At 61.1% G+C, this 24,069-nt stretch carries 24 protein-coding genes; 11 read left to right on the forward strand and 13 right to left on the reverse strand.

The features are described from left to right. Positions 1–31: 31 nt before the first annotated feature. The 4 genes from rpoD to L288_RS37990 all read right to left on the reverse strand — a co-directional run bounded on the left by rpoD (position 32) and on the right by L288_RS37990 (position 5,109). Positions 32–2,077, reverse strand: a complete 2,046-nt coding sequence (gene rpoD / locus L288_RS37975; RefSeq protein ID WP_021239381.1) for an RNA polymerase sigma factor RpoD — start codon at positions 2,075–2,077, stop codon at positions 32–34. Between the two features lie 43 nt (positions 2,078–2,120). Beyond that, on the reverse strand, positions 2,121–3,998 hold the full coding sequence (gene dnaG / locus L288_RS37980) for a DNA primase (RefSeq protein ID WP_021239382.1): 1,878 nt from the start codon (positions 3,996–3,998) through the stop codon (positions 2,121–2,123). 2 nt (positions 3,999–4,000) lie between these two features. Then, positions 4,001–4,429, reverse strand: a complete 429-nt coding sequence (locus L288_RS37985; RefSeq protein WP_021239383.1) for a GIY-YIG nuclease family protein — start codon at positions 4,427–4,429, stop codon at positions 4,001–4,003. A gap of 227 nt (positions 4,430–4,656) precedes the next feature. Beyond that, complete coding sequence (locus L288_RS37990; protein ID WP_021239384.1) at positions 4,657–5,109, reverse strand: GatB/YqeY domain-containing protein; 453 nt, start codon at positions 5,107–5,109, stop codon at positions 4,657–4,659. Between the two features lie 154 nt (positions 5,110–5,263). Between L288_RS37990 and carA the strand changes: the two genes are divergently transcribed. The 4 genes from carA (at position 5,264) to L288_RS38010 (ending at position 11,068) form a co-directional block, all read left to right on the forward strand. After that, positions 5,264–6,457: a glutamine-hydrolyzing carbamoyl-phosphate synthase small subunit gene (gene carA, locus L288_RS37995; RefSeq protein WP_031304714.1), complete on the forward strand. Its 1,194-nt coding sequence runs from the start codon at positions 5,264–5,266 to the stop codon at positions 6,455–6,457. 52 nt (positions 6,458–6,509) lie between these two features. Further along, a complete protein-coding gene (gene carB / locus L288_RS38000; protein WP_021239386.1) occupies positions 6,510–9,845 on the forward strand; it encodes a carbamoyl-phosphate synthase large subunit in 3,336 nt (1,111 codons plus the stop codon). A gap of 81 nt (positions 9,846–9,926) precedes the next feature. Beyond that, complete coding sequence (greA, locus tag L288_RS38005; RefSeq protein ID WP_021239387.1) at positions 9,927–10,403, forward strand: transcription elongation factor GreA; 477 nt, start codon at positions 9,927–9,929, stop codon at positions 10,401–10,403. A gap of 26 nt (positions 10,404–10,429) precedes the next feature. After that, positions 10,430–11,068 (forward strand): rhomboid family intramembrane serine protease, encoded by a 639-nt coding sequence (locus tag L288_RS38010; RefSeq protein ID WP_031304715.1) that lies wholly within the window; start codon positions 10,430–10,432, stop codon positions 11,066–11,068. A gap of 18 nt (positions 11,069–11,086) precedes the next feature. On the opposite strand, the gene L288_RS38015 is transcribed toward L288_RS38010, so the two are convergent. From L288_RS38015 to L288_RS38035, 5 genes are all read right to left on the reverse strand, one after another. Next, positions 11,087–11,311 carry a DUF4170 domain-containing protein gene (locus L288_RS38015; RefSeq protein ID WP_021239389.1) on the reverse strand — a complete coding sequence of 75 codons (225 nt, stop codon included), beginning with the start codon at positions 11,309–11,311 and terminating at the stop codon, positions 11,087–11,089. Positions 11,312–11,389: 78 nt separating this feature from the next. Then, positions 11,390–11,977 carry a DUF883 family protein gene (locus L288_RS38020; RefSeq protein WP_021239390.1) on the reverse strand — a complete coding sequence of 196 codons (588 nt, stop codon included), beginning with the start codon at positions 11,975–11,977 and terminating at the stop codon, positions 11,390–11,392. Next, a complete protein-coding gene (locus L288_RS38025; RefSeq protein WP_021239391.1) occupies positions 11,970–12,293 on the reverse strand; it encodes a hypothetical protein in 324 nt (107 codons plus the stop codon). The genes L288_RS38020 and L288_RS38025 overlap by 8 nt, the downstream gene beginning before the upstream one ends. Beyond that, the gene (locus tag L288_RS38030) at positions 12,290–12,661 is read right to left on the reverse strand and encodes a phage holin family protein (RefSeq protein WP_031304716.1); all 372 of its coding nucleotides are present in this window, start codon (positions 12,659–12,661) and stop codon (positions 12,290–12,292) included. Before L288_RS38030 ends, L288_RS38025 begins: the two co-directional genes overlap by 4 nt. 52 nt (positions 12,662–12,713) lie before the next feature. After that, the gene (locus L288_RS38035) at positions 12,714–13,304 is read right to left on the reverse strand and encodes a hypothetical protein (protein WP_021239393.1); all 591 of its coding nucleotides are present in this window, start codon (positions 13,302–13,304) and stop codon (positions 12,714–12,716) included. 211 nt (positions 13,305–13,515) lie between these two features. Here L288_RS38035 and eno point away from each other — a divergent pair, with 211 nt between their 5' ends. The 4 genes from eno (at position 13,516) to L288_RS38055 (ending at position 17,749) form a co-directional block, all read left to right on the forward strand. Further along, the gene (gene eno / locus L288_RS38040; protein ID WP_021239394.1) at positions 13,516–14,790 is read left to right on the forward strand and encodes a phosphopyruvate hydratase; all 1,275 of its coding nucleotides are present in this window, start codon (positions 13,516–13,518) and stop codon (positions 14,788–14,790) included. A 75-nt stretch (positions 14,791–14,865) separates the two neighbouring features. Then, positions 14,866–15,177 (forward strand): FtsB family cell division protein, encoded by a 312-nt coding sequence (locus tag L288_RS38045; protein ID WP_021239395.1) that lies wholly within the window; start codon positions 14,866–14,868, stop codon positions 15,175–15,177. A 110-nt stretch (positions 15,178–15,287) separates the two neighbouring features. Beyond that, a complete protein-coding gene (gene pdhA, locus L288_RS38050; RefSeq protein WP_030540511.1) occupies positions 15,288–16,361 on the forward strand; it encodes a pyruvate dehydrogenase (acetyl-transferring) E1 component subunit alpha in 1,074 nt (357 codons plus the stop codon). Continuing rightward, the gene (locus L288_RS38055; protein ID WP_021239397.1) at positions 16,361–17,749 is read left to right on the forward strand and encodes a pyruvate dehydrogenase complex E1 component subunit beta; all 1,389 of its coding nucleotides are present in this window, start codon (positions 16,361–16,363) and stop codon (positions 17,747–17,749) included. Before pdhA ends, L288_RS38055 begins: the two co-directional genes overlap by 1 nt. A 51-nt stretch (positions 17,750–17,800) precedes the next feature. On the opposite strand, the gene L288_RS38060 is transcribed toward L288_RS38055, so the two are convergent. From L288_RS38060 to L288_RS42640, 3 genes are all read right to left on the reverse strand, one after another. Then, on the reverse strand, positions 17,801–18,442 hold the full coding sequence (locus tag L288_RS38060; RefSeq protein ID WP_236613054.1) for a TadE/TadG family type IV pilus assembly protein: 642 nt from the start codon (positions 18,440–18,442) through the stop codon (positions 17,801–17,803). 74 nt (positions 18,443–18,516) lie between these two features. Further along, the gene (locus L288_RS38065; RefSeq protein ID WP_021239399.1) at positions 18,517–19,116 is read right to left on the reverse strand and encodes a TadE/TadG family type IV pilus assembly protein; all 600 of its coding nucleotides are present in this window, start codon (positions 19,114–19,116) and stop codon (positions 18,517–18,519) included. Next, positions 19,113–20,915, reverse strand: a complete 1,803-nt coding sequence (locus L288_RS42640) for a TadE/TadG family type IV pilus assembly protein (protein ID WP_084465967.1) — start codon at positions 20,913–20,915, stop codon at positions 19,113–19,115. Before L288_RS42640 ends, L288_RS38065 begins: the two co-directional genes overlap by 4 nt. Positions 20,916–21,189: 274 nt before the next feature. Between L288_RS42640 and L288_RS38070 the strand changes: the two genes are divergently transcribed. Both L288_RS38070 and L288_RS38075 read left to right on the forward strand, forming a co-directional pair. After that, positions 21,190–21,693, forward strand: a complete 504-nt coding sequence (locus tag L288_RS38070; protein WP_318253757.1) for a hypothetical protein — start codon at positions 21,190–21,192, stop codon at positions 21,691–21,693. 11 nt (positions 21,694–21,704) lie between these two features. After that, the gene (locus L288_RS38075) at positions 21,705–22,169 is read left to right on the forward strand and encodes an EF-hand domain-containing protein (RefSeq protein ID WP_031304719.1); all 465 of its coding nucleotides are present in this window, start codon (positions 21,705–21,707) and stop codon (positions 22,167–22,169) included. Between the two features lie 4 nt (positions 22,170–22,173). On the opposite strand, the gene trmFO is transcribed toward L288_RS38075, so the two are convergent. Continuing rightward, positions 22,174–23,526, reverse strand: a complete 1,353-nt coding sequence (gene trmFO, locus L288_RS38080; protein WP_021239402.1) for a methylenetetrahydrofolate--tRNA-(uracil(54)-C(5))-methyltransferase (FADH(2)-oxidizing) TrmFO — start codon at positions 23,524–23,526, stop codon at positions 22,174–22,176. A 62-nt stretch (positions 23,527–23,588) separates the two neighbouring features. On the opposite strand from trmFO, the gene L288_RS38085 reads away from it, so the two are divergent. Next, complete coding sequence (locus L288_RS38085) at positions 23,589–24,005, forward strand: VOC family protein (protein ID WP_021239403.1); 417 nt, start codon at positions 23,589–23,591, stop codon at positions 24,003–24,005. Positions 24,006–24,069: the final 64 nt, after the last annotated feature.

The following is a 24,069-nucleotide window of genomic DNA, read 5'->3' on the forward strand; positions in this document are numbered from 1 at the left end:
CCTTTTCCTTCATTTCGCCGCGCCTGCGCCTCTATTGGTCGAGGAAGCTGCGCATCTTCCGGCTGCGGCTCGGATGCTTCAGCTTGCGCAGCGCCTTCGCCTCGATCTGGCGGATGCGCTCGCGCGTCACGCTGAACTGCTGGCCCACTTCCTCCAGCGTATGATCGGTGTTCATGCCGATGCCGAAGCGCATGCGCAGCACGCGTTCCTCGCGCGGCGTCAGCGAAGCCAGGACCCGCGTCACCGTTTCCTTGAGGTTCGCCTGGATCGCCGCATCCACCGGGATGATCGCATTCTTGTCCTCGATGAAGTCGCCCAGATGCGAATCCTCCTCGTCGCCGATCGGCGTTTCCAGGGAGATCGGCTCCTTGGCGATCTTCATCACCTTGCGCACCTTCTCCAGCGGCATGGACAGGCGCTCGGCCATTTCCTCCGGAGTCGGCTCACGGCCCTGCTCGTGCAGGAACTGGCGGGACGTGCGCACCAGCTTGTTGATCGTCTCGATCATGTGGACCGGGATACGGATGGTCCGCGCCTGATCCGCGATCGAACGCGTGATCGCCTGCCTGATCCACCAGGTCGCATAGGTCGAGAACTTGTAACCGCGCCGATACTCGAACTTATCGACCGCCTTCATCAGGCCGATATTGCCTTCCTGAATAAGATCAAGGAATTGCAGGCCACGGTTCGTATATTTTTTAGCGATGGAAATGACGAGGCGCAGGTTCGCCTCCACCATTTCCTTCTTCGCGATCCGCGCTTCGCGCTCGCCCTTCTGCACCATGTTGACGATGCGGCGGAACTCGCCCAGCGACATGCCGGTCGCCTGCGCGATCTCGCTCACCTCGGTGCGGATGCGCTCGACGGCGCGTCCCTCGGCGGCGGCGAAAGCAGCCCATTTCTTGTCGATGCCGGACACGCGATCCATCCAGCCGTCGTCCAGCTCATGGTTCACATAGCGGTCGAGGAAGTCCTTGCGGCTCACCTTGTGACGCTCGGCCAGGCGCAGCATCTGCCCGCCCAGCGCGGTCAGGCGCCGGTTATAGGCATAAAGCTGATCGACCAGATATTCGATCTTCTGCTGGTGGAACTGGACGCTTTCGACCTCGGCGGTCAGTTTCTCGCGCAGTTCCTGATATTCGTCCTCCGCCTTCTGGCTCAGCGCCTCGCCATTGGCCATCGCGGCCATGCGGGCTTCCTGCGCGCGGGAGAAGGTGCGGAAAATCTCGGTGATGGTCGCGAACTTCTCCAAAGCCATCGGCTTCAAAGTCTCTTCCATCTGGGCGAGGGAGAGGGTGTTGTCCTCCTCCTCATCCTCTTCCACCCGGCGGGCGCGGCGCTCGGTCAGATCATCCTCATCCTCGTCGGAATCGGCTGCCTCCTCCTCGGGCTCCTCCTCTTCCTTGAAGCTGGGGCCAGCGGTCTTCTCGCTGATTTCGCCGTCATCATCCTCGGCCCCTTCCTCCAGATTTTCAGGAGCCGGGTCCTTGGACAGCATCGCGTCGAGATCCAGTATCTCGCGCAGCTGCATCTCGCCATTGTTGAGCGCGGTCGACCATTCGATGATCGCGTTGAAGGTCGTCGGGCTTTCGCACAGGCCCAGGATCATCGTGTCGCGCCCGGCCTCGATCCGCTTGGCGATGGCGATTTCGCCCTCGCGGCTCAGCAGCTCGACCGCCCCCATCTCGCGCAGATACATGCGCACGGGGTCGTCGGTGCGATCGACCGTTTCCTTCTTCTTCTCGGTGACCAGCTTGGGGCCGCCATCGTCATCGGAACCGTCATCGGCCGAATCATCGTCGCTGTCGTCACGGCTGTCCTCGCCGTCCTCGCCAGCTTCCTCATTCTCGACGATGTTCACGCCCATCTCGTTGAGCGCGGCCATGATGTCCTCGATCTGCTCGGAGGACATCTGGTCCTGCGGCAGGGCATCGTTCAGCTCGTCATAGGTGATGTAGCCGCGCTTCTTCGCGCGCGCGATCAGCTTCTTGACCGACGCCTCGTTCAGATCAAGGAGCGGCGCATCGCCGGTATCCACATCCTCGCCCGCACCCTTGCCTGTCGCCTTGCTCGCCATTTATTCGCCTTAACTCCGCCGCCCCGGTGTCGGGACGATCAAATCACATAATATCTTCGGACTGCGCCAGTTCCGCCAAGCGCTGGTCGTGATCCATCTTCAACCGATGGATACGCTGCTGCTCGGCAAAGGTCTCCTCATTGAGGTCTTCCCTTGCTCGTCTGGTGGCTTCCGCCAGCGCCGTCTCTAACTCCGGTCCTTGCGCCATCACCCGGATAGCCTCCTCCAGATCGCGCGAAACGCGACTTGAATCGGTCTTCATCCTGTTGGGGGTGAATGTGAACGTGTCGGCCCGGAGCATTCCCTTCGCCATATTATACACTTCACCTTGGCCCAATATGGTAAGGAGGCCCTCTGTTTCAACTGTTTCTTGCGTGAAGGACGCGGCCACCATCGCGCGCAGCAGTCCGGCCAGCGCCGAATCGCCGATATGCAGCGCCGAAAGCATCTCCCGGTGCAGCGCGATCTGCTCTGGATGGCGCAGCAGGCTGGCCAGCACCGCGCGCAGCAGCCGCTGCTCCATGCCGCTCATCCCGATGGCCCGCGCCTCGCTGCCGACCGGGGGCAGGGGGGGCTTCCAATTGCCCCGCCGGTCCCGCTGCCAGCCCTGGCGAGCGCCGCCGCCCCGCTGGTGCCGGGGGGCGCCCCCCTGTTCAGGCCGCGCGAAGAACAGCGCATCATAACGCTGCCGGAAAATCTGCACATAATGCGCCCGCACATCGGGATGCGCGATGGCGCCGGTGATGGCGTTCAGCCGCTGCTTCAACGCCGCCCGCTGCTCCGGCGTGTCGAGCGGCGCGGCATTCTGCTCATGCTTCCACAGCCGCTCGACCAGCGGTTCCGCCGCGTCCAGCACCTGCTCCATCGCCGCAGGTCCCTCTGCCCGGATCAGGTCGTCGGGGTCCTGGCCCGCAGGCAGGGTCGCAAAGGCCAGGCTCATCCCCGGCCGCAACAACGGCAGCGCCCGCGCCGCCGCCCGGATCGCCGCCTTCTGCCCCGCCGCATCGCCATCGAAGCAGAGCACCGGCACATCCACCATCTTCCACAGCCGCTCGATCTGATGCTCGGTCAGCGCCGTGCCCAGCGGCGCGACCGCCTCGCCGAAACCGGCCTGGGCAAGGGCGATCACATCCATATAGCCCTCGACCACGATCACCCGCCCGCTCTGGCGGCTGGCGGGGGAGGCGCGATCGATATTGTAGAGCGTCCGCCCCTTGTCGAACAGCGGCGTATCCGGCGAATTCAGATATTTGGGCTCACCCTGGCCCAGGATGCGCCCGCCAAAAGCGATCACCCGCCCGCGAATATCCCGGATCGGCAGCATCAGCCGTCCCCGGAAACGGTCATAGCTCTCCCGCTCGCCATCAGGATCGATCAGCAACCCTGCCTCGATCAGCATCGCCTCGCCAAACTCCCCCAGCGCGCCTTTCAGCTTGCCCTTGGAGTCCGCCGAAAACCCAAAGCCGAAAGCCCGCTGCGTGGCCTCGCCAATCCCGCGCCGTTTCAGATACTCCCGCGCCTCGGCCCCTTCGATCCCGCCAAGCTGCTCCTCGAACAAGGCCTGCGCCGCCGCCATGACGTCATGCAGCCCCTTCGCCTTTTCCGCGCGCTTGGCCATGCGTGGATCGGGCGCGGGCACATCCATCCCCGCCGCCGCCGCCAGTTCCTTCACCGCCTCTATGAAGGGCAGGCCGCGCTGATCCGTCATCCACCGGATCGCATCCCCATGCGCCCCGCACCCGAAGCAATGGTAGAAGCCCTTCTCGTCATTGATGGTGAAGCTGGGCGTCTTCTCGTTATGAAAGGGGCAGCAGGCCTTATACTCGCGCCCCGCCTTCTGCACCTTCACCGTCCGCCCGATCAGCGTGGACAGCGACGTACGCATGCGCAGTTCGTCAAGGAAGGCGGGCGAGAGGCTCACTATTAAAGCCCCTCCCTTTCAAGGGAGGGGTCGGGGGAGGGCATGTCAACTCCCCGGTTTTCGTCCAGAGGCGGCTCACATTCCCCCCCTCCGTTCGTTTCGAGCGAAGTCGAGAAACCAGTCCCCGGCGATTCCGCCGAAGCCGGACGCTCCCGCGGCGGCCGGGCTAGAAACGACAGCAAAGGCCAGTTGCCGGAAATCATCGCTTCCTTCTTCGCGCGCGACCAGCCGCCAACGATCCGCTCAGCTTCCAGCGCTTCGATCCTCGAAGAAAATGCCTCGCTCCACATCAGCGTCACGGGCAGCCGCCTCCGCGTGAACTGGCTGCCTTGCCCCGATTGATGCTGGCCGATCCGATGCTCCAGATCGTCCGTGTGGCCGGTATAATAGCGCCCGTCGGAGCATTTCAGCATGTAGGTCCAGAACGCCATCCATACACTATGCGCAAAGCTTCGCCCATGTCGAGCGGTGACCCACCTCCGTTCGTTTCGAGCGCTCCTCCATCCGTTCGTTTCGAGCGCTCCTCCATCCGTTCGTTTCGAGCGAAGTCGAGAAACGGAAAGCGCGCGCATATCGTTTCTCGACTACGCTCGAAACGAACGGAGGTGGGAAAGAGCAAGAAAGGAGGGCAGGGGAACCCAAAACTCCCCCAATCGCCTCACCCCAAAGCCGCCTTAACCAGCCCACTGGCCTTGCTCATATCAATCACCGACCCATGCCGCTCTTTCAGCACCGCCATCACCTTGCCCATATCCTTGACGCTGCTTGCGCCCACCTCAGCCTTGATCCCCTCGATCGCAGCCCGCGTCTCATCCTCGCTCAACTGCTGCGGCAGGAAGCTCTCGATCACCCCAAGCTCCGCCTGCTCCTTCGCGGCCAGCTCATCACGCCCGCCGCTCTTGAACATCTCGATCGACTCGCGCCGCTGCTTCGCCATCTTCTGCAACACCTCGACGACGATGGTATCGTCATCAGGCACGCTCGAAGCCGTCCGCAATTCGATGTCCCGGTCCTTCAGCTTGGCGAGGATCAGCCGCACGGCGGCCAACCGTTCCTTGTCCCCGGCCTTCATGGCTTCGACCTGGGCGCTTTTTACCTTCTCGCGAATCATGGCGACACGAATCCTGTGCTACGGGAAAAGACCAGATATAATGCCAAAAGAGATTTTTAACAGCGGTTGACCGCAGGGCTTCACAGGCATAGGTGACCGGCCGTTTAACCCGCTGAAGACGGGTTCCCGCAAAAGCATGAAGGACACCGATACCATGGCTGATGCCAAGACCCTCACCGTGCCCAAAGGAGCGACAGGGGTATTGGTTTTCGCCGATGGCAGCGCGGTGTTTGGCCGCGGTTTCGGCGCGGTTGGCGATGCGGTGGGCGAACTCTGCTTCAACACCGCCATGACCGGCTATCAGGAAGTGATGACCGACCCCAGCTATGCCGGGCAGATCGTCACCTTCACCTTTCCCCATATTGGCAATGTCGGCACCAACCTTGACGACGTGGAGGCGGACAATCCCTTCGCCCTCGGCTGCGTCGTTCGCCAGGACGTCACCGAGCCAAGCAACTTCCGCAATGTCGAGCCTTTCGACCAGTGGATGAAGGAAAACGGCCGCATCGGCCTCTCCGGCGTCGACACGCGCGCGCTCACCCGCATGATCCGGTTGAAGGGCGCGCCCAATGTCGTGATCGCCCACGATCCTGAGGGCCGTTTCGATATCGCCGCCCTCGCCGACAAAGCGGCCAACTGGCCCGGCCTTGAAGGCATGGACCTCGCCATCGAAGTGACCGGCAAGGAAAGCCGCCTCTGGAAAGACGGCGTCTGGAAGCTTGGCGATGGCTATGGCCTCGATGAAACTGAAACCCCGTTCGTTTCGAGCGAAGTCGAGAAACCACGCCCCCACGTCGTCGCGATCGACTATGGCGCGAAGAACAACATCTTCCGCAACCTCGTAAAGGCGGGCGCGCGCGTCACCGTACTCCCCGCCACCGCCACCTATGATCAGGTGATGGAGCAGAAGCCGGACGGCCTCTTCCTCTCCAACGGCCCCGGCGACCCTGCCGCGACCGGCGAATATGCCGTGCCGGTCATCAGGCAGGCGCTGGACGCGGACCTGCCCGTCTTTGGCATCTGCCTCGGCCACCAGATGCTCGCCCTCGCGGCAGGTGCCAAGACGGTGAAGATGCACCAGGGCCATCGCGGCGCCAATCACCCGGTCAAGCGGCTGGAGGATGGCCTTGTCGAAATCACCTCGATGAACCACGGCTTCGCTGTGGATAGCGACACGCTCCCCGCCAACGTGAAGCCGACCCATGTGTCGCTCTTTGACGGTAGCAACTGCGGGATAGAACTTACTGATAAGAAAGCGTTTTCTGTTCAGTACCACCCGGAAGCCTCACCCGGCCCGCAGGATAGCTTCTACCTTTTCAAGCGCTTCGTCGACAGCCTCTCGAAGTGACTTTCAAAAACCCGTTCAGCCTTCGAGTTCATTCTTTAGTTAGAGAGCAATAATGCCCAAACGCACCGACATCTCCTCCATCCTCATCATCGGCGCCGGCCCGATCATCATCGGCCAGGCGTGCGAGTTCGACTATTCGGGCACCCAGGCGGTGAAGGCGCTCAAGGAAGAGGGCTATCGCATCATTCTCGTGAATTCCAACCCGGCCACCATCATGACCGACCCGGAATTTGCCGACGCCACCTATGTCGAACCGATCACGCCCGAAATCGTGGCGAAGATCATCGAAAAGGAACGGCCTGACGCGGTGCTGCCCACCATGGGCGGCCAGACGGCGCTCAACACCGCGCTCGCCCTGTTCAATGACGGCACGCTGGAGAAGTTCGGGGTCAAGATGATCGGCGCCGACGCCGAAGCCATCGACAAGGCTGAGGATCGCCTGAAGTTCCGCGATGCGATGGACAAGATCGGTCTTGAGTCAGCTCGCTCGCGCATCGCCCACACGATGGAAGAAGCGCTGGAGGCTCTGGAGTTCACCGGCTTGCCCTCCATCATCCGCCCCAGTTTCACGCTCGGCGGCACCGGCGGCGGCGTCGCCTATAACAAGGAAGAATTCAAGCGGATCGTCGCCGAAGGGCTCGACGCTTCCCCCACGACCGAAGTGCTGATCGAGGAATCGCTGCTCGGCTGGAAAGAATATGAGATGGAGGTCGTGCGCGATCGCAACGACAACGCCATCATCATCTGCTCGATCGAAAATGTCGATCCGATGGGCGTCCACACCGGCGACTCCATCACCGTCGCGCCCGCGCTGACGCTGACCGACAAGGAATATCAGATCATGCGCAACGCGAGCATCGCGGTGCTGCGTGAGATCGGCGTGGAAACGGGCGGCTCCAATGTCCAGTTCGCGGTCAATCCGAAGGACGGCCGCCTGATCGTGATCGAGATGAACCCGCGCGTCAGCCGCTCCTCGGCGCTGGCGTCGAAGGCGACCGGCTTCCCGATCGCCAAGGTCGCGGCGAAACTCGCCGTCGGCTACACGCTGGACGAGATAGAGAACGACATCACGGGTGCGACTCCGGCCAGCTTCGAACCGACCATCGACTATGTCGTGACGAAGATCCCCCGTTTCGCCTTTGAAAAGTTCAAGGGCTCCGAACCGTTGCTCGGCACCGCCATGAAATCGGTGGGCGAGGTGATGGCGATCGGCCGCAACATCCATGAATCCATGCAGAAGGCGCTGCGTGGCCTAGAAACGGGCCTGTGCGGCTTCAACAACGTCACCCATCTGGAAGGCGCGTCGCGGGATGATATCGTTGCGGCGCTGTCCCAGCCGACGCCCGACCGGCTGCTCGTCGCCGCACAGGCGCTGCGCGAAGGGCTGACCGTCTCGGAAATCCATAACATCGCCAAGTTCGACCCCTGGTTCCTGGAGCGGATCAAGGAGATTGTGGACGCCGAAGCGGAGGTGCTGGAAAACGGCCTGCCGCAGGATGCCGATGGCATGCGGCGGCTCAAGTCCATGGGCTTTTCGGATCAGCGCCTTGCCTGGCTGGCGCTCAAGTCCGCCAACCTGCGCGGCATGGAACGGGGCATCGCGCGCGGTTCCGGCCTGATCCACGAAGCGGTCAAGGCAATGACCGGCGGCGTCACCGAAGCCGAAGTGCGCGCGCTGCGCCACAAGCTGGGCGTACGCCCCGTCTTCAAGCGCATCGATACTTGCGCGGCCGAGTTCGAGGCGAAGACGCCCTATATGTATTCGACCTATGAAGCCCCGCTCTTTGGCGAGGCGGAGAATGAGGCGCAGCCCAGCGACCGGAAAAAGGTCGTCATCCTGGGCGGCGGACCCAACCGCATCGGGCAGGGAATCGAGTTCGACTATTGCTGCGTCCACGCCTGCTTCGCGCTCAGCGAGGCGGGCTATGAGACCATCATGGTCAACTGTAACCCGGAGACCGTGTCCACCGACTATGACACGTCCGACCGCCTCTATTTCGAGCCGCTGACCGCAGAGGACGTGCTGGAAATCCTGAGCGTCGAAATGTCGAACGGCACGCTTGCGGGCGTCATCGTCCAGTTTGGCGGCCAGACTCCGCTCAAGCTGGCGCAGGCGCTGGAGGATGCGGGCATCCCGATCCTTGGCACTTCGCCCGACGCCATCGACCTTGCCGAAGACCGCGAACGGTTTGCCGCGCTGATCGACAAGCTCAAGCTCAAGCAGCCCGCCAACGGCATCGCCCGCAGCCGGGAGGAAGCGATCGCCGTCGCCAACCGGATCGGCTATCCCGTCCTCATGCGCCCATCCTATGTCCTGGGCGGCCGCGCCATGGAGATCGTCGATGGTCAGGCCCAACTGGAGGAATATATCGCCACCGCCGTTCAGGTGTCGGGCGACTCCCCCGTCCTGATCGACCAATATTTGCGCGACGCGACCGAGGTGGACGTGGACGCGCTCTGCGATGGCGACGATGTGGTGGTGGCTGGCGTGCTCCAGCATATTGAGGAAGCGGGCGTTCACTCCGGCGACTCCGCCTGCTCGCTGCCGCCCTACAGCCTGTCGGACGAGGTGATCGCGGAAATTGAGCGTCAGGCCGATGTCCTTGCCCGTGCGCTCTCCGTGCGCGGCCTCATGAACATCCAGTTCGCGGTCAAGGATGGAACGGTCTACCTCATCGAGGTCAATCCGCGCGCCAGCCGCACTGTGCCCTTCGTCGCCAAGGCGATCGGCACGCCGATCGCCAAAATCGCCAGCCGGGTCATGGCGGGCGAGAAGCTGAAAGACCTGCCGAAGATCGACCGCAACGCGATCAGCCATATCGCGGTCAAGGAAGCCGTCTTTCCCTTCGCGCGCTTCCCCGGCGTCGACCCGGTCCTCTCGCCAGAAATGAAAAGCACCGGCGAAGTCATGGGCATCGACAGCGATTTCGCGACCGCCTTCGCCAAGTCGCAGCTCGGCGGCGGCACCATGCTGCCGACCAGCGGCACGGTGTTCGTGTCGGTCAAGGATAGCGACAAGCCCGTCATCCTGCCCGCGGTGCAGAAGATGGCGGCGCTCGGCTTCACCATCATCGCGACCGGCGGCACCGCCCGCTATCTGGAAGAACAGGGCATCGAAGTGCAGCCGGTGAACAAAGTGGCTGAAGGCCGCCCGCATATCGTGGACAAGATCACCGATGGCGACGTCGACCTGATCTTCAACACGACGGAAGGGTGGCAGTCGCTCAAGGACAGCAAGGCGATCCGCACGAGCGCGCTGCGCGCCAAGGTGGCGAGCTTCACCACGGCGGCCGCCAGCCTTGCTGCGGCGGACGCGATCGAGGCGCTGCGCGGCCATGCCCTTGAAGTGCGTTCCCTACAGTCCTATTATCCAAAGCCGCAAGCCTGACCCCCTGCATCAGGAACCATGCTGCGGGCGGCCTCGACGAAGGGGCCGCCAAAGGGAAGTTTTGACAAAGGATCTTCGATAATGGCGACCGTCGAAAAGATGCCGATGCTGCAGGCGGGCTATGACAAGCTGACTGCGCAGCTCCGCGAACTCAAGGCCGAACGGCCCTTGATCGTGGACGCCATCGAAGAAGCGCGCGCTCATGGCGACCTGTCGGAAAATGCCGAATATCATGCCGCGAAGGAACGGCAGGGTCAGGTCGAAGCGACCATAGCCGATCTGGAAGACAAGCTGTCGCGCGCGCAGATCATCGATCCGGCCACCCTGTCGGGTGACAAGGTGATCTTCGGCGCGACCGTCACCTTGCTCGATGAGGATGACAAGCCGGTGAAATATCAGATTGTGGGTCAGGCCGAAGCCGACGCGAAGCTGGGCATGATCAGCTACAACAGTCCGCTCGGACGGGCGTTGATCGGGCGTCAGGTCGGCGAAGAGGTCGAAGTCTCCGTTCCATCGGGTGACAAATTCTACCTGGTCGACAAGATCGAATTCATCTGAGCGAAGTGAAACTGCCCGTAGGCCGCATGACCAGTTCGATCGCGGCGATCACCTTTGCCGCGTTCGTGATCCTGTTGCTGACCGGGCAGATCGACAATGCTGCCCTGCTCGGCGGCTTCATCCCCGCGCGCATAGCCGATCCCGGCCTGTTCGATGGCGTGCTGGCGGTGCCCGAATGGCTGACGCCGCTCAGTTGTACGCTGATTCATGCGGGCTGGCTGCATCTGGGCTTCAATCTGCTGATGCTGGTTTTTTGCGGGCGGCAGGTGGAGCAGGTGCTTCATAAGGGCGCCTTCCTGGTCCTGTACGTGGCTGGCGCCTATGCCGCCTGCGCATTGCAATGGGCCATTCAGCCTGCCTCCGCCAACCCGATGGTGGGGGCGAGCGGCGCGATTTCCGCTGTCATTGCCACTTATGCGCTGCTCTACAGCCAGCAGCCCATTCGCCGGATGGGGCCCTTTTCCGCCAATGTCCTGCGAGTGCTCTGGCTTGCGGCCGGGTGGATCGTCATTCAATTGATGATCGGCGTGGCGACCGCAGGCGGTATGGGCGACCTGGGGCAGATCGCCGTTGCCGCGCATATCGGCGGCTTCCTCGCTGGCCTGCTGCTAACCCGGCCGCTGCTATGGTGGCGATTTCGAAAGGGGCCGCGTTCGCTGGTATGACGGCCACGGCCCAATGGTTTATGCGCCTTGTGGAAGATCGGGCTCCAGCAGCCGGTGCAGATGGACGATCACATAGCGCATCTCGGCATCGTCGACGGTCCGCTGCGCTGCTCCCCGCCATGCATTTTCCGCAGACGCATAGTCGGGAAAGACGCCCACTATGTCGATCGAACCAAGATCTTCAAACTCAAGGGTTTGAGGGTCCTTGACGCGCCCGCCCATGACCAGGTGGAGTTTGCTCATATGTTTCGTAATCTCCCTTGGAAGCTGCGGGCAACCTAGCAGCCGGGCCGCCCGCATCCAAGAGGAGGATTGAAGCGATCAGCGTTTCGGCAGGCGCGCTTTCAGCACTTCGCTTGCCGCGTCGATCTTGCTGCTGACCAGAGCGACAAGATCGTCGGCCATTCGCGATGCCGTGCCGGTGATGTCAGCCGACGCGGCGGTTTCGCGCGCGGATGCTGCGGCATGGTTTGCGCTTTCGCGGGCCTGGTGCAGCGCGTCGCTGGCGCTGGCCTTGACATTCTCCGCTCCCTCCGCAGCAGCGGCACGCGCCGCGATTGCGGCTTCCACCACCTTGCTGCCCGCCGTGGTCGCAAGAGCGGGCAAGGCCTTGAGCGCAGCGCGGCTCTTGGGGAACATCCATGCGATGACAGCGCCAGCGGCGACCGCTCCGGCAACTGCGGCGATGGGATGCTCCTGCACGATTTCATTGGCGCGCGTCGCGATCCGCTGGGTGCGGTCCTTGGCCTCGCTATAGGCGTCTCCGGCGCGTTCGCGGCCGCTGTGGATCAGGTCGCTGGCATTGTCGCGCGCCTTTTCAGTCGTGTCGCGCAACTTGCCCGTCGCCGTTCCTGCAATGTCGTTCGCGGCATCGCGAACGCGGGTGATCTGAGCGCGGATATCAGCCATCATCATTCTCCGATTGATCCGGTGTGCGATTGGAAAGGCGAACGTATGTCCGCCGGAAAAGTGCCGCCAGGGGGCGGCGGAACAGATACAGGACGAACGCCCCGGCGCCCGCGGCGGTGGCGACCGGATGCTCATTGGCCTTCGCCATTGCCTGCGCGCTCGCATTGTGCAGGCTTTCGCCCGCCTTCTGCTTTACGTCCTGCTTGATCCGGGCAGGCGAAACGCGCGCCTTCGCCTCCGCCGCGCTGGACAGGAAGGCGGCCTTCTTCCGCTCCGCTTCGGCTGTCGCCAGCCGGTATCTCTCCTCTGCCGTCATGACCGCAGCGCCTTTCTCATGCGCGTGATCCGCGACTTGGCTATCAGCAGCAGCGCCAGCGCAATGATCAGCGATCCGCCGAAGACCGCAGCCGTCGCCCAGCCGGGCCCGATATGCGGAGCGAGTGTCATGATCAGCCCCACCAGCAGGGCGATCAGCGCCGAAAGGACCAGCAGGAACCCGGCCGTGCCGAAGATCGCCGCATCCCTGACGCCTGATCCAGCGATGCCTGCACGCAGCTTCTGCCGCTCGATTTCCGCATCGGCATAGGCGCGCCCATCGGAATAAAGGCGTGCGAACGCCGCGCGGACGGTGTCGCCTTCTGCTTCCGTATCCGGTTCCGGCACTAGGCTAGAATCTTCAGTCAAACGCCCCTCCGCCCCGGCCCGGGGTCTGTTTTGATCGGCATGGATTACCGGCTTAGGCCTTGTCCTCGCCCGACCCCTTCGCAAGCCGCATGAGGACGAAGCCGACCACCGCCGCCGCGCCGATTGCCACCGCAGGACTTTTGCGCACGAAATCGCGCGCTTCGGCCATCAACTGATCGACATCCTTGCTGTCCAGCTTGTCGGCGGCGCCCGCCACCGTCTCGGCCGCCTGCCGCGCATAATCGCCATATTGCGGCCCCAGCTTGGCGTCGACGGTCCCGGCCGTGTCGGAAATCAGCTTGGCGAGGCTCTGCATCGCCGAACCCGTCTTGTCCTTCGCCACGCCCGCAGCGGATATCGCGGTCTTCGCCGCCTGATCCTTCAGCGGATCGATATGCGCCTTCCAATCGACCGCGTTCAGCTTGTCGGCAGCCGCGCGCGCGGCCTTTTCGGCCTGTGCCTTGATGGGAGCGATCTGGGAGGAAAGGCCCTGCGAGACCGAGGGGTCGCTTGATGCCTTCGCCGTGGCAGCAGTCTTCACCGGCGCCGCTGGCTTCGGCGTTACGCTCGTGCCGCTTGCTGGCTTGGGGTTAGCAGCTTTCCTGGCGCGCTTTGCGGGCGGGGTTTCCGGTGTGTCGGCCATCGTCCTATGTCTCCTCAAATTTGGTGGGGTCGCGATGCGGGCGAGTGGATACCCGTCCAAATGCTTCGCGGCGTGCCACAGTTCCGTTGCCGTTACTATTTTGAGCATCGGCATTTTTCGAGTCCTTGCAAGCCCTTCGGATTGCCATCGGGCAAGGTGCTGGCTAAGCGGTGCCGCATGCAGGCCTAACACGCTATTCCAGGGAGCGACCATGACCGCCATTCTTGATATCCACGCTCGTCAGATCCTCGACAGTCGCGGTAACCCCACTGTCGAAGTCGATGTCATGCTGGAAGATGGCAGCTTCGGCCGCGCGGCCGTACCCTCCGGCGCGTCAACCGGCGCCTATGAGGCGGTGGAAAAGCGCGACGGCGATGCCAGCAAATATCTGGGCAAGGGCGTGCTTGCCGCCGTGGCGGCCGTGAATGACGAAATCGCCGGACAACTGATCGGCCTCGACGCCGAGGATCAGGCCGAAGTCGACGCCGCGATGATCTCGCTCGACGGGACGGAGAATAAGGGCCGGCTTGGCGCGAACGCCATTCTGGGCGTCAGCCTGGCCACGGCAAAGGCTGCGGCCGATGCGCGTGGTCTGCCTCTCTACCGCTATGTTGGCGGCGTGTCGGCTCATGTCCTGCCGGTGCCGATGATGAACATCATCAACGGCGGCGAGCATGCCGACAACCCCATCGACTTCCAAGAATTCATGATCATGCCGGTCGGCGCGGAAAGCCTGGCCGATGCGGTCCGCGTGGGCGCGGAAATCTTCCACACCCTCAAGAAAGGTCTGCATGACAAGGGGCTGGCGACCGCCGTCGGCGATGAAGGCGGATTTGCGCCGAACCTGTCTTCGACCACTGATGCGCTGGATTTCATCCTCGCCTCGATCGAGAAGGCGGGATACAAGCCCGGCGATGACGTCATGCTGGCGCTCGACTGCGCCTCGACCGAGTTCTTCAAGAACGGCAAATATGAGATGGTGGGCGAGGGCAAGAGCCTGACTTCCGCCGAAATGGCCGATTATCTGGCCGATCTCGTCGCCCGCTATCCGATCAAGTCGATCGAAGACGGCATGGCCGAAGATGATTTCGACGGCTGGAAGATCCTGACTGACAAGATCGGCGGCAAGTGCCAGCTGGTGGGCGACGACCTGTTCGTCACCAACCCCAAGCGGCTGGAAATGGGCATCGGCAAGGGGCTTGCCAATTCCCTGCTGGTGAAGGTGAACCAGATCGGTTCTTTGACGGAAACGCTGGCGGCGGTCGATATGGCGCACCGCGCGCGCTACACTGCTGTCATGTCGCACCGCTCGGGCGAGACGGAGGATGCGACGATCGCAGACCTCGCTGTTGCAACCAACTGCGGCCAGATCAAGACCGGCTCACTCGCGCGTTCGGACCGGCTCGCCAAATATAATCAGCTGATCCGCATCGAAGAGGAGTTGGGGGACGTCGCCGTTTATGCTGGCCGTTCCATCTTCCGCTAAGTTCTTGCGACGAACCGGCCGCAGGTGAACAAGATTTCACTTGCGGCTGACCTCCGGCTGTGATTCAACTTGTCCATGGCGCATATCGCTAAACTTCGCATGTTGTTGTTTTCGGCTATTGGGCCGGCGATTGCGATGCTTCTTCTGCTGTTCTTCGCTGGTTATGTCGTGCTCGGTTCCAACGGGGTGCTGGCATGGGGTGATTACACGCGGCAGTTGCACCATGCCAAGGCGGAGTTGAAGCAGGTTGAGGCGCACAGGAATGAACTGCGCAATCGTGTCGACCTGCTCAATCCGCGCAGGGTTGACCCAGACCTCAGTGATGAGTTGATCCGGCGCCAGTTGGGCGTCATCCATCATGACGAAGTCGTTGTTCCGCTGAACTGACCTGAGGGGCGGCGGACGCCTTTTTCCGGCTCCTTAACGTTGCAATCGGCGGACTTCTGCCGCTATACGGGCGTTCCTTCCATCCCTGTCCACGCAAAAGGATAAGAACCTTGGCGAAACCAACGACGCCGCGTCCTTCGCGCGCCAAAGCAAAGGCCCCCAGCCCTGCAAGCGCCGACCATAACCGGCCTCGCCCTGAAGCGCCCACTGATTACAAGGCGTCCAAGGAAGAGTTGATGGAATTTTACCGGCAGATGGTTCTCATTCGCCGGTTTGAGGAAAAGGCGGGCCAGCTTTATGGGCTGGGGCTGATTGGCGGATTTTGCCACCTTTATATTGGGCAGGAAGCTGTTGCCGTTGGCATCCAGTCGGCGCTTGAGCCTGGCAAGGACAGCGTGATTACCGGCTATCGCGATCACGGCCACATGCTTGCTTACGGCATCGATCCCAAGCTGATCATGGCGGAATTGACCGGGCGTGAAGCCGGTATTTCGAGGGGCAAGGGCGGTTCGATGCATATGTTCAGCGTCGAACATAAATTTTTCGGCGGTCACGGCATCGTCGGCGCTCAGGTGTCGTTGGGGACGGGGCTTGGCTTTGCGCACAAATACAGGGGCGATGGCGGCGTGTGCGTCGCTTATTTCGGCGATGGCGCGGCGAACCAGGGCCAGGTGTATGAGAGCTTCAACATGGCTGAGCTTTGGAAGCTGCCGATCATCTTCGTGATCGAGAATAACCAATATGCCATGGGAACCAGCGTCAATCGCTCCTCGGCCGAGGACCAGCTCTACCGGCGCGGCGAAAGCTTCCGTATTCCGGGCTTGCAGGTCGACGGCATGGACGTTCTGGCCGTGCGCGGCGCGACCGAAGAGGCGCTGAAATGGGTGCAGGACGGTAATGGCCCCATCCTGCTGGAAATGAAGACCTATCGCTATCGCGGCCACTCCATGTCCGACCCGGCCAAATACCGCTCGCGCGAAGAAGTGCAGGCGATGCGCGAAAAGTCGGATCCCATCGAAGGCGCCAAAAAATATCTGGCCGAGATGGGCGTCAGCGAGGACGAGTTGAAGAAGATCGATCAGGATATCCGCAAGATCGTGAGCGACGCTGCGGACTTCGCTGAAACATCCCCCGAGCCGGAGCTGTCCGAACTTTATACTGACGTGCTGGTGGAGCAGTATTAATGGGTATCGAAATCAAGATGCCGGCGCTTTCGCCGACCATGGAGGAAGGCACGCTCGCCAAATGGCTGGTGAAGGAAGGCGATGAAGTGCGGTCCGGCGACATATTGGCCGAGATCGAAACGGACAAGGCCACGATGGAGTTCGAGGCTGTCGATGAAGGCAAGATCGGAGCAATCGTTGTGCCCGAAGGCACCGAAGGCGTGAAGGTCGGCACCGTCATCGCTACCATGGCCGGAGAAGGCGATAAGACAGCGGCGGCAGCCCCCAAGGCCGAAGAGAGCGCGCCTCCTGCCAAGCCCGAAGCTGCGCCGGAAGCGCCCAAGAAGGCTGAAAGCGGCACGTCCAAACTGGGCTCTGAAACAAAGGCCAGCATCGCCGACCCGGACCTGCCCGAAGGCACGGAGATGGTGAAGACCACCGTTCGCGAAGCCCTTCGCGATGCCATGGCGGAAGAAATGCGCCGCGACGAGCGTGTCTTCGTGATGGGCGAGGAGGTCGCCGAGTATCAGGGCGCCTATAAGGTCACGCAGGGACTGCTGGAGGAATTCGGGGCAAAGCGCGTCATCGACACGCCGATCACCGAACATGGCTTTGCGGGCGTCGGCGCTGGCGCTGCGATGGGCGGGCTGCGTCCGGTCATCGAGTTCATGACGTTCAACTTCGCCATGCAGGCGATTGATCACATCATCAATTCGGCGGCCAAGACCAACTATATGTCAGGCGGCCAGATGCGCTGCCCGATCGTGTTCCGTGGCCCAAACGGCGCCGCCAGCCGCGTAGCCGCTCAGCACAGCCAGAATTACGGACCATGGTATGCGGCGGTCCCTGGCCTGATCGTCATCGCACCCTATGACGCGGCGGATGCGAAGGGACTGCTCAAGGCGGCGATCCGGTCCGAGGACCCGGTCGTGTTCCTGGAAAATGAGCTTGTCTACGGCCGCAGCTTCGATGTTCCTAAGGTCGATGACTATGTGCTGCCGATCGGCAAGGCCCGCATCGTCCGCGAAGGCAAGGATGTGACGCTGGTCAGCTACTCGATCGGCGTCGGCGTCGCGCTCGACGCCGCCGAAACGCTTGCGGGGGAGGGCATCGATGCCGAAGTCATCGACCTGCGCACCCTGCGCCCGCTCGATACCGCCACGGTGCTGCAAAGCCTGAAAAAGACCAACCGGCTTGTGGTTGTCGAGGAAGGCTGGCCCGTCTGCTCCATCTCATCGGAAATCGCGGCGGTGGTCATGGAGCAAGGCTTCGACGATCTCGACGCCCCGGTCCTGCGCGTGACCAACGAAGATGTCCCGCTCCCATATGCGGCCAATCTGGAAAAGGCCGCCCTGATCGATGCAGATCGGGTCGTCACTGCAGCGAAGAAGGTGTGCTATAAAGGTTAAGCGTATGAATCAAAGCCCCTCCTGATCGGGAGGGGTCATTTGCTAGCCTGCTCATGTGGCGGTATATTGGGCGCAAAGCGATCGCGTTGCATTTTCGGCATTGTAAATCCCGCTGGTTCCGCCTGTATAATCGCGATTGTCACGTACAGTGAGCGCCGCGCTATCATTTATTGTCTGATTGATGCTCGGCAGAAATTGCAGGCTGACCAGCGGTTGATAGGTATAGCTGATTTCCACAAACATTACCGCTCCTTTAGATGGAGGAGTGACCAAGTGGTTTTTGACCGTGATGCCATCTATGTCGCCGGTGACGGGAAGGTTCAGGTTGGTCGTGTTGGTGGCAGTGTAATAGCTGGACGTCACTTGTTGCATTCCTCGGCAGCGCTGCCATTTAACCACGAATTTGTTTTCCGTTGCCGACGGTTGTAGGCTGGCCAAAATGACGCGGCCGTTCTGGAACAGATTGAGCCGCCCTGATTGCAGACCTGCGCCTGTCAGAAGATCGTTGATCTGCGTTTCGCTAATCGTTTTGGCGTTCATGGAGCCCGATCCGATGCGGGAGGCGTTATCTGCCACCAGCAGTGCAAGTTGGCTGATCCGCATTTTTGTCGTCGTATAGTTCGCCAATTCTGCCCCCGCCATTGTCACGGTGATGACAAAAGGAAGGCAAATGGCGAATTCGACCATTGCCATGCCGCACGTATTCTGCCGGAGGCAACACAGCTGACGCGCCATAAGTCTAACCACGGGAGGCAAATATCTCGCGCTCATAAGCAGTTCCCTTTCGCGATAGCTTTTTGCTCGCCATAGGGCTGGTTTACCAGAACGGTGCTTGCATTCATCGTGACGTTGGCCGGTAGTCCCGCAAGGGTCGCCATCGGGAAAAGGCGCGGGTAGGAGATGTCGGCTGAAAGCAAGATTGTATCCTTCGCTCCGCCCGCACTGTTTTGGCCGTTATCTACATCCCATGACTTGCTGTTGTTAAGATCGTCATAAGGTTCGCCGGCATCGCAGGTGCCGTTATGGTTCGTATCGGTAAATGGTTCCTTAGAACGGTTGGCGGCTCTCCCATAATCGCGGAAGGCCGTACGAGTGATCTTTACAGTAGCATTATTGGCCAAATTCTTGATCTGTTGTTCGACTGCACCGTCTATCAAGGTGCGCTGCGTTGCCTCCGACGCGCTTTCCAGTGTGCTGTCGCGAGCAGCTTTTTGCAATGCTCCTTGCAAGACACTCTGCATATAAAGCGAATGTCCCAGATCCAGCACGCCCATCAGAAGAAGGCAGAAGACCGGCGCCACTAGTCCGAATTCTACGATCGTCGCGCCTTGATCTTGCCTGCACAGGCAATGAAGATGTCCCTTCATTGCGTCAACCTCAATTGTGAAATGTTATCGGCAATGTCCTGAAAGTTGCTGATCAGGGTGGCGGAGTCCGCTGCTGTAAAAGCGTGATGGTCATCTGACGCGCAATTTTTCAGCCGCGCAGCAGTGTCCTTAACGTTCTGGGAGGAACTAGTCGTGACTTTCACGCCGAAGTAAATCGTCCACACGGTAAAACCTTTGTTTTTTATCGCCGTGCAAAGAGCCGAGAAGCGGGCGTTGACCTGCGCGTTAGTATCATTGCTCGACGGTGCAGACGACAAAGAGGTTTGTCGACGGTCCCACCAGGGCACTCCGTAGGCGTTGTAATTTGTAACCGCCGTCTGAGTATCACCGTCTGTCATAAAAACGATATGTCGTTCGATCTGCCCGCCTGTAGAGGTTGCTGCATTCTCCTGCGCGAAAATACCTGTGGGCGATGCAAGGCGCGCGCCCCACAGCAGGCCGATGTCATGATAGGTGTTCCCGGTCGGCGAAAGGGAATTTACATAGGCCTCAAAAGTTTCCGTATTCGCTGCCGAAGGCCAAACCTGCAATTTTCTAGCCTCAGCGGGGCAAGAGGAACTTATATTGCGAGAAAGATCGCCGGTTGTCACAGCATCATAGGAATTGCTCCCGTTTTCGCTTACGCGTCCCCACACGGCATTAGGCAGTAACGGTCCCCATTGCGTTGTGCTATCGCCTGTGTAGGGGACCATGTCGATGTCGAGATCCTTTGCACCCGACGGAATCGGATCGTAAGTTGAAGCCCGTACCGTTGGTCGCTCCTCGATACATCCATCCCAACTGACACTAACATTCGCATTATCGGCATCGAGCGGTAATGTGACAGATGAATTCCAAGCGTTGCCTCCTCCCTTCAATCCACTGACATTCAGGCTAATAGGCTTATAGGTGTAAACAGCGCCGTATGTCCGCTTTTCGTACCAGCATTTTTGATTGCCATTGCCACTCACCTTGTTCCGATATTGCTCGGTATTGGTGTCGTTGATCAATGAGCAGCTTATATCAGCTGATCCTGACCGCCAATAGCTCCAGTCCTGTCCGGCGTAGACGCGGCTTTGATATGTCCAATTGTCCGCTATCCAGTCGTTCTTCAACAGTCTGCCTACATTGACGTTGACGCTATATGGTACAAAACCAAAGCGTATCTGCGCTGTAGAACTATTTTTGCCTGTCGGCGTTGACCCACAGTCTGCGCTAGTGTTTATTTTTGCAAGTGCTTCGTAGAAGCACTTTACTGCCTTCTTTAGGCCTTCAATCTTAGTGAGGCTGTCGTTATTGTTAGCTTTGGAAGCCATAGACCCTGTGACGTCGAGCACGAACATGACGTCTGTATTGGGAATTCGCATTTCTGCTTCACAGGTGGTTTGCAAGACCTTGGATGACTGGCCCAAGGCACGCATGACTGTCATAGGCACTGTGACCGATGCTGTTCCGGTGACTTTCCTGTTGTTTTCGGCAAAGCTTCGGGTCGTGCCGGTGGTGCCATACGGATCTGTGCCAAAATTGGCATCGAACAATTGAAGGGCGACCTGATTGGCCTTGCCATTGTCTGCCGACCATGCACCCGGACCCATCTGTTTCCGGCCTGCGAGCGCTCCCGCGTCGCATGCTTGTTGCAACCGAGCTTTGGTGAGATAGAGGCGGCTCATATCGATGGCGCCGCCAACCAATCCCAGCAACGGAATGACCGCAGCAGCTACGATCATCAGCGTATTGCCCGCCTGATTGTGATATAGCCGCATCAAAATGAACAGCGTGCGCTTGATCCTGTCGCTCATTTTTGCTTACACCCGTACTCGTCCCGACCCCATGCAGGCAGGGCAGCCACTGTTCCATAATGGACAGTTGTTATGATCATTATTCGGGACATAGTTAAAATGACGCTAATCTATACCTGCCGGTATATGCGTCATGACTGATCTGGTGGATACGGAACCTTCCGGGCTGGCAGCATTGCTCAGCGCTTATGCTGGCGAAAGCATGCCGCGCCATCGGCTTCTTTGGGCCCTGGATGCGCGCTTCGCCAAGTTGGCGGCAACGACAAGCGAACCGATGATCGGACAAATTCGTCTGGCCTGGTGGCATGAAGCCTTGAGTGATGAGGAAGGGGTGAAGGGAAGGGGCGAACCCCTTATCGATGCCTTGCGAGAAATCGGAACGATCCCGCCTGCGGGGCTTTCCGCATGGCTCGACGGCTGGGAAGCGATGATCGGAGACATCGATCTGGACGTCTATGCAGATGGTCGTGGGGGAGGATTCTTTCATTCGCTTGCGGGAGAGGCTGAGGCGCCGCCATGGCTGATCCAGGCTGGCGCCGTTTGGGCATTGTGGGACTTGTCAGGCCATGTGAGCGACCGCGCCCTCGCCGCTGACGCGATCGAGCGCGCCAGGGTGAAGCTCCTTTCCGGGCCACTCCCTTGGCCAGCGGCATGGCGGCCGATGCGGATTGCCTATGGTCTGGCGCGGCAGGACATCATAAAGGGCCGGGCAGCGCCTGGGCGACTGACGCCGCGTCTTTATCTGCGGTTGCTGCGCGTTGCATTGAGCACAGGCTGACGGAGGACCTTGTGGGGCGGATCATGGCAGGTGCGGGCGCCGCGTTGCTCCTGGTAGCGGCGGGCCTTTTCTGGTGGCAGGGACGCGCGACCAGCGAACTCGTGCCACAGGCGATGGTGGCCCCGCCGCCGCCTCCGGCCATTGAGGACCTGCCCAAGGGCAACCCCGCAGCAGTGGGCAAGCCGTTGCCGACGCCTGCCGAAGCCAGTCCGCAAAGCCGCGAGCAGAAGCGCTTTGCCCGCTATGACCGCAACCGCGATGGAGTGATCACCCGCATCGAGATGATGGGCAGCCGGGTCAAGGCCTTCAAGGCGCTCGATAAAGACAAGGACAATCTTCTGTCGTTCGAGGAATGGGCGGTCGCCACATCGGATCGCTTTGGCAAGGCGGATGCGAATGCGGACGGCAAGCTGACGCCAGCCGAGTTTGCTACTACCGCGCCCAAGCGCAGCGCAGCGCCCAAATGCAAATGCTGATGGCTCAGGCGGGCTGAAGCTCGCCCAGCCATTCTCCCAGTGCGGCGCGTGCGCGGGAGGTCATGGCTTCCTTCCGCTGCTTTTTCTTCACGTCCTCCAGTGGTGGGAAGAGGCCGAAATTGACGTTCATGGGCTGATAGTCCGCGGTCGCGTCATTGCCGGTGACGTGGCCCAGCAATGCTCCTAGCGCGGTTTCCGGCGGCGGCGGCGTCATTTGCAGCCCCAGCAGTTCGGCCGCCGCGAACCGTCCCGCCAGCAGGCCGATCGCCGCGCTTTCGACATAGCCTTCGCACCCGGTCATCTGCCCGGCGAAACGGATGTGCGGAGCGCTCCTGAGGCGGAGCGTGGCGTCGAGCAGCTTGGGACTCTGGATGAAGGTGTTGCGGTGCAGGCCGCCCAGCCGCGCGAACTCCGCCTTCTCCAGTCCAGGGATGGTGCGGAACAGCTCAACCTGGGCGCCATGCTTGAGCTTGGTCTGGAAACCGACCATGTTCCACAGCGTGCCCGATGCATTGTCCTGCCGTAACTGGACCACGGCATAGGGCCAGCGCCCGGTGCGCGGATCGTCCAGACCCATTGGCTTCATCGGTCCATGCCGCAATGTTTCGGGGCCGCGCGACGCCATTACCTCGATCGGCATGCAACCTTCGAAATAGGGCGTGTTCGTCTCCCACTCCTTGAACTCGGTCTTTTCCCCGTCCAGCAGTCCCTGGACAAAGGCCTCATATTGCTCCCGGTTCATGGGGCAGTTGATATAGTCCTTGCCCTCGCCACCGCCTGGCCCGATCTTGTCCCAGCGATTGGCCATCCAGCATTTGTCCATGTCGATACTGTCGAAATGGACGACCGGCGCGATCGCGTCGAAAAAGGCGAGGTGATCCATGCCCGCTGCTGCCCCGATGCTTTCGGCCAGCGCAGGAGCAGTCAGCGGCCCGGTGGCGACGATGGTCATTCCCGCGGCAGGCAACTGGTCGATACGCTCCCGCACGATTTCGACGTTGGGATGCGCGGCCAAGGCGCGGGTGACGCCATCGGAAAACATATGACGGTCGACCGCCAGCGCCGATCCGGCGGGCACCTTGGCGGGCTCCGCCTGAGCCATGATGAGCGAGCCCAGGCGCCGCATTTCCTGATGCAGCAGGCCAACGGCATTCTTGTCCGCATCATCTGAACGAAAGCTGTTGGAGCAGACCAACTCCGCCAGCCCATCGGTTTGATGCGCTGGTGTCATGTCTCCCGCGCCACGCATTTCGGATAGACGGACCTTCACGCCAGCCTGCGCCAGTTGCCAGGCCGCCTCTGACCCAGCCAGCCCGCCGCCGATGATATGCACCTGATGATCTGTCGCTTCGCCCATTTTCCCGTCCATGCGTTGGTGCGTGGCGTTTAGGTCAATCGGCGGCAAAAGGAGAGCGCAAAATGATCGATCATATCGGCATCGCGGTCAGTAACGCGGCGCGGTCACGCGACTTCTACGATGAACTGCTGGGCGCCATCGGGCTGCAACGGCTGATGACCATCCCGGCGGCCGATAATCTCAGCGGCGGCGAAACCCATGGCTATGGCCGGGATGATGATCCATTTTTCTGGATCGGCGATAATGAGGCGGTGGGGGAGGGTACGCACATCGCCTTCCGCGTCGAAAACCGTGCGCAGGTACACGCCTTCCATGCGGCGGGCCTTCGCGCGGGCGGCCGGGATCATGGCGCACCGGGCCTAAGGCCACATTATGGGCCGAGCTATTACGCCGCCTTCATCCTGGACCCGGACGGCATCAATGTGGAAGCCGTCTGCCATGCGGAAGTCGACTTGAGCGCGCCTGACGAAGCGCCCTGATCGTTCCGGCTAACCCAAGTTCATGTTCCTGTGCGGGCAGGGACAGGTCCTGCCGCTCGAACCA

The sequence above is a fragment of the Sphingobium quisquiliarum P25 genome, from assembly GCF_000445065.1.
Classification (GTDB): Bacteria; Pseudomonadota; Alphaproteobacteria; order Sphingomonadales; family Sphingomonadaceae; genus Sphingobium; species Sphingobium quisquiliarum.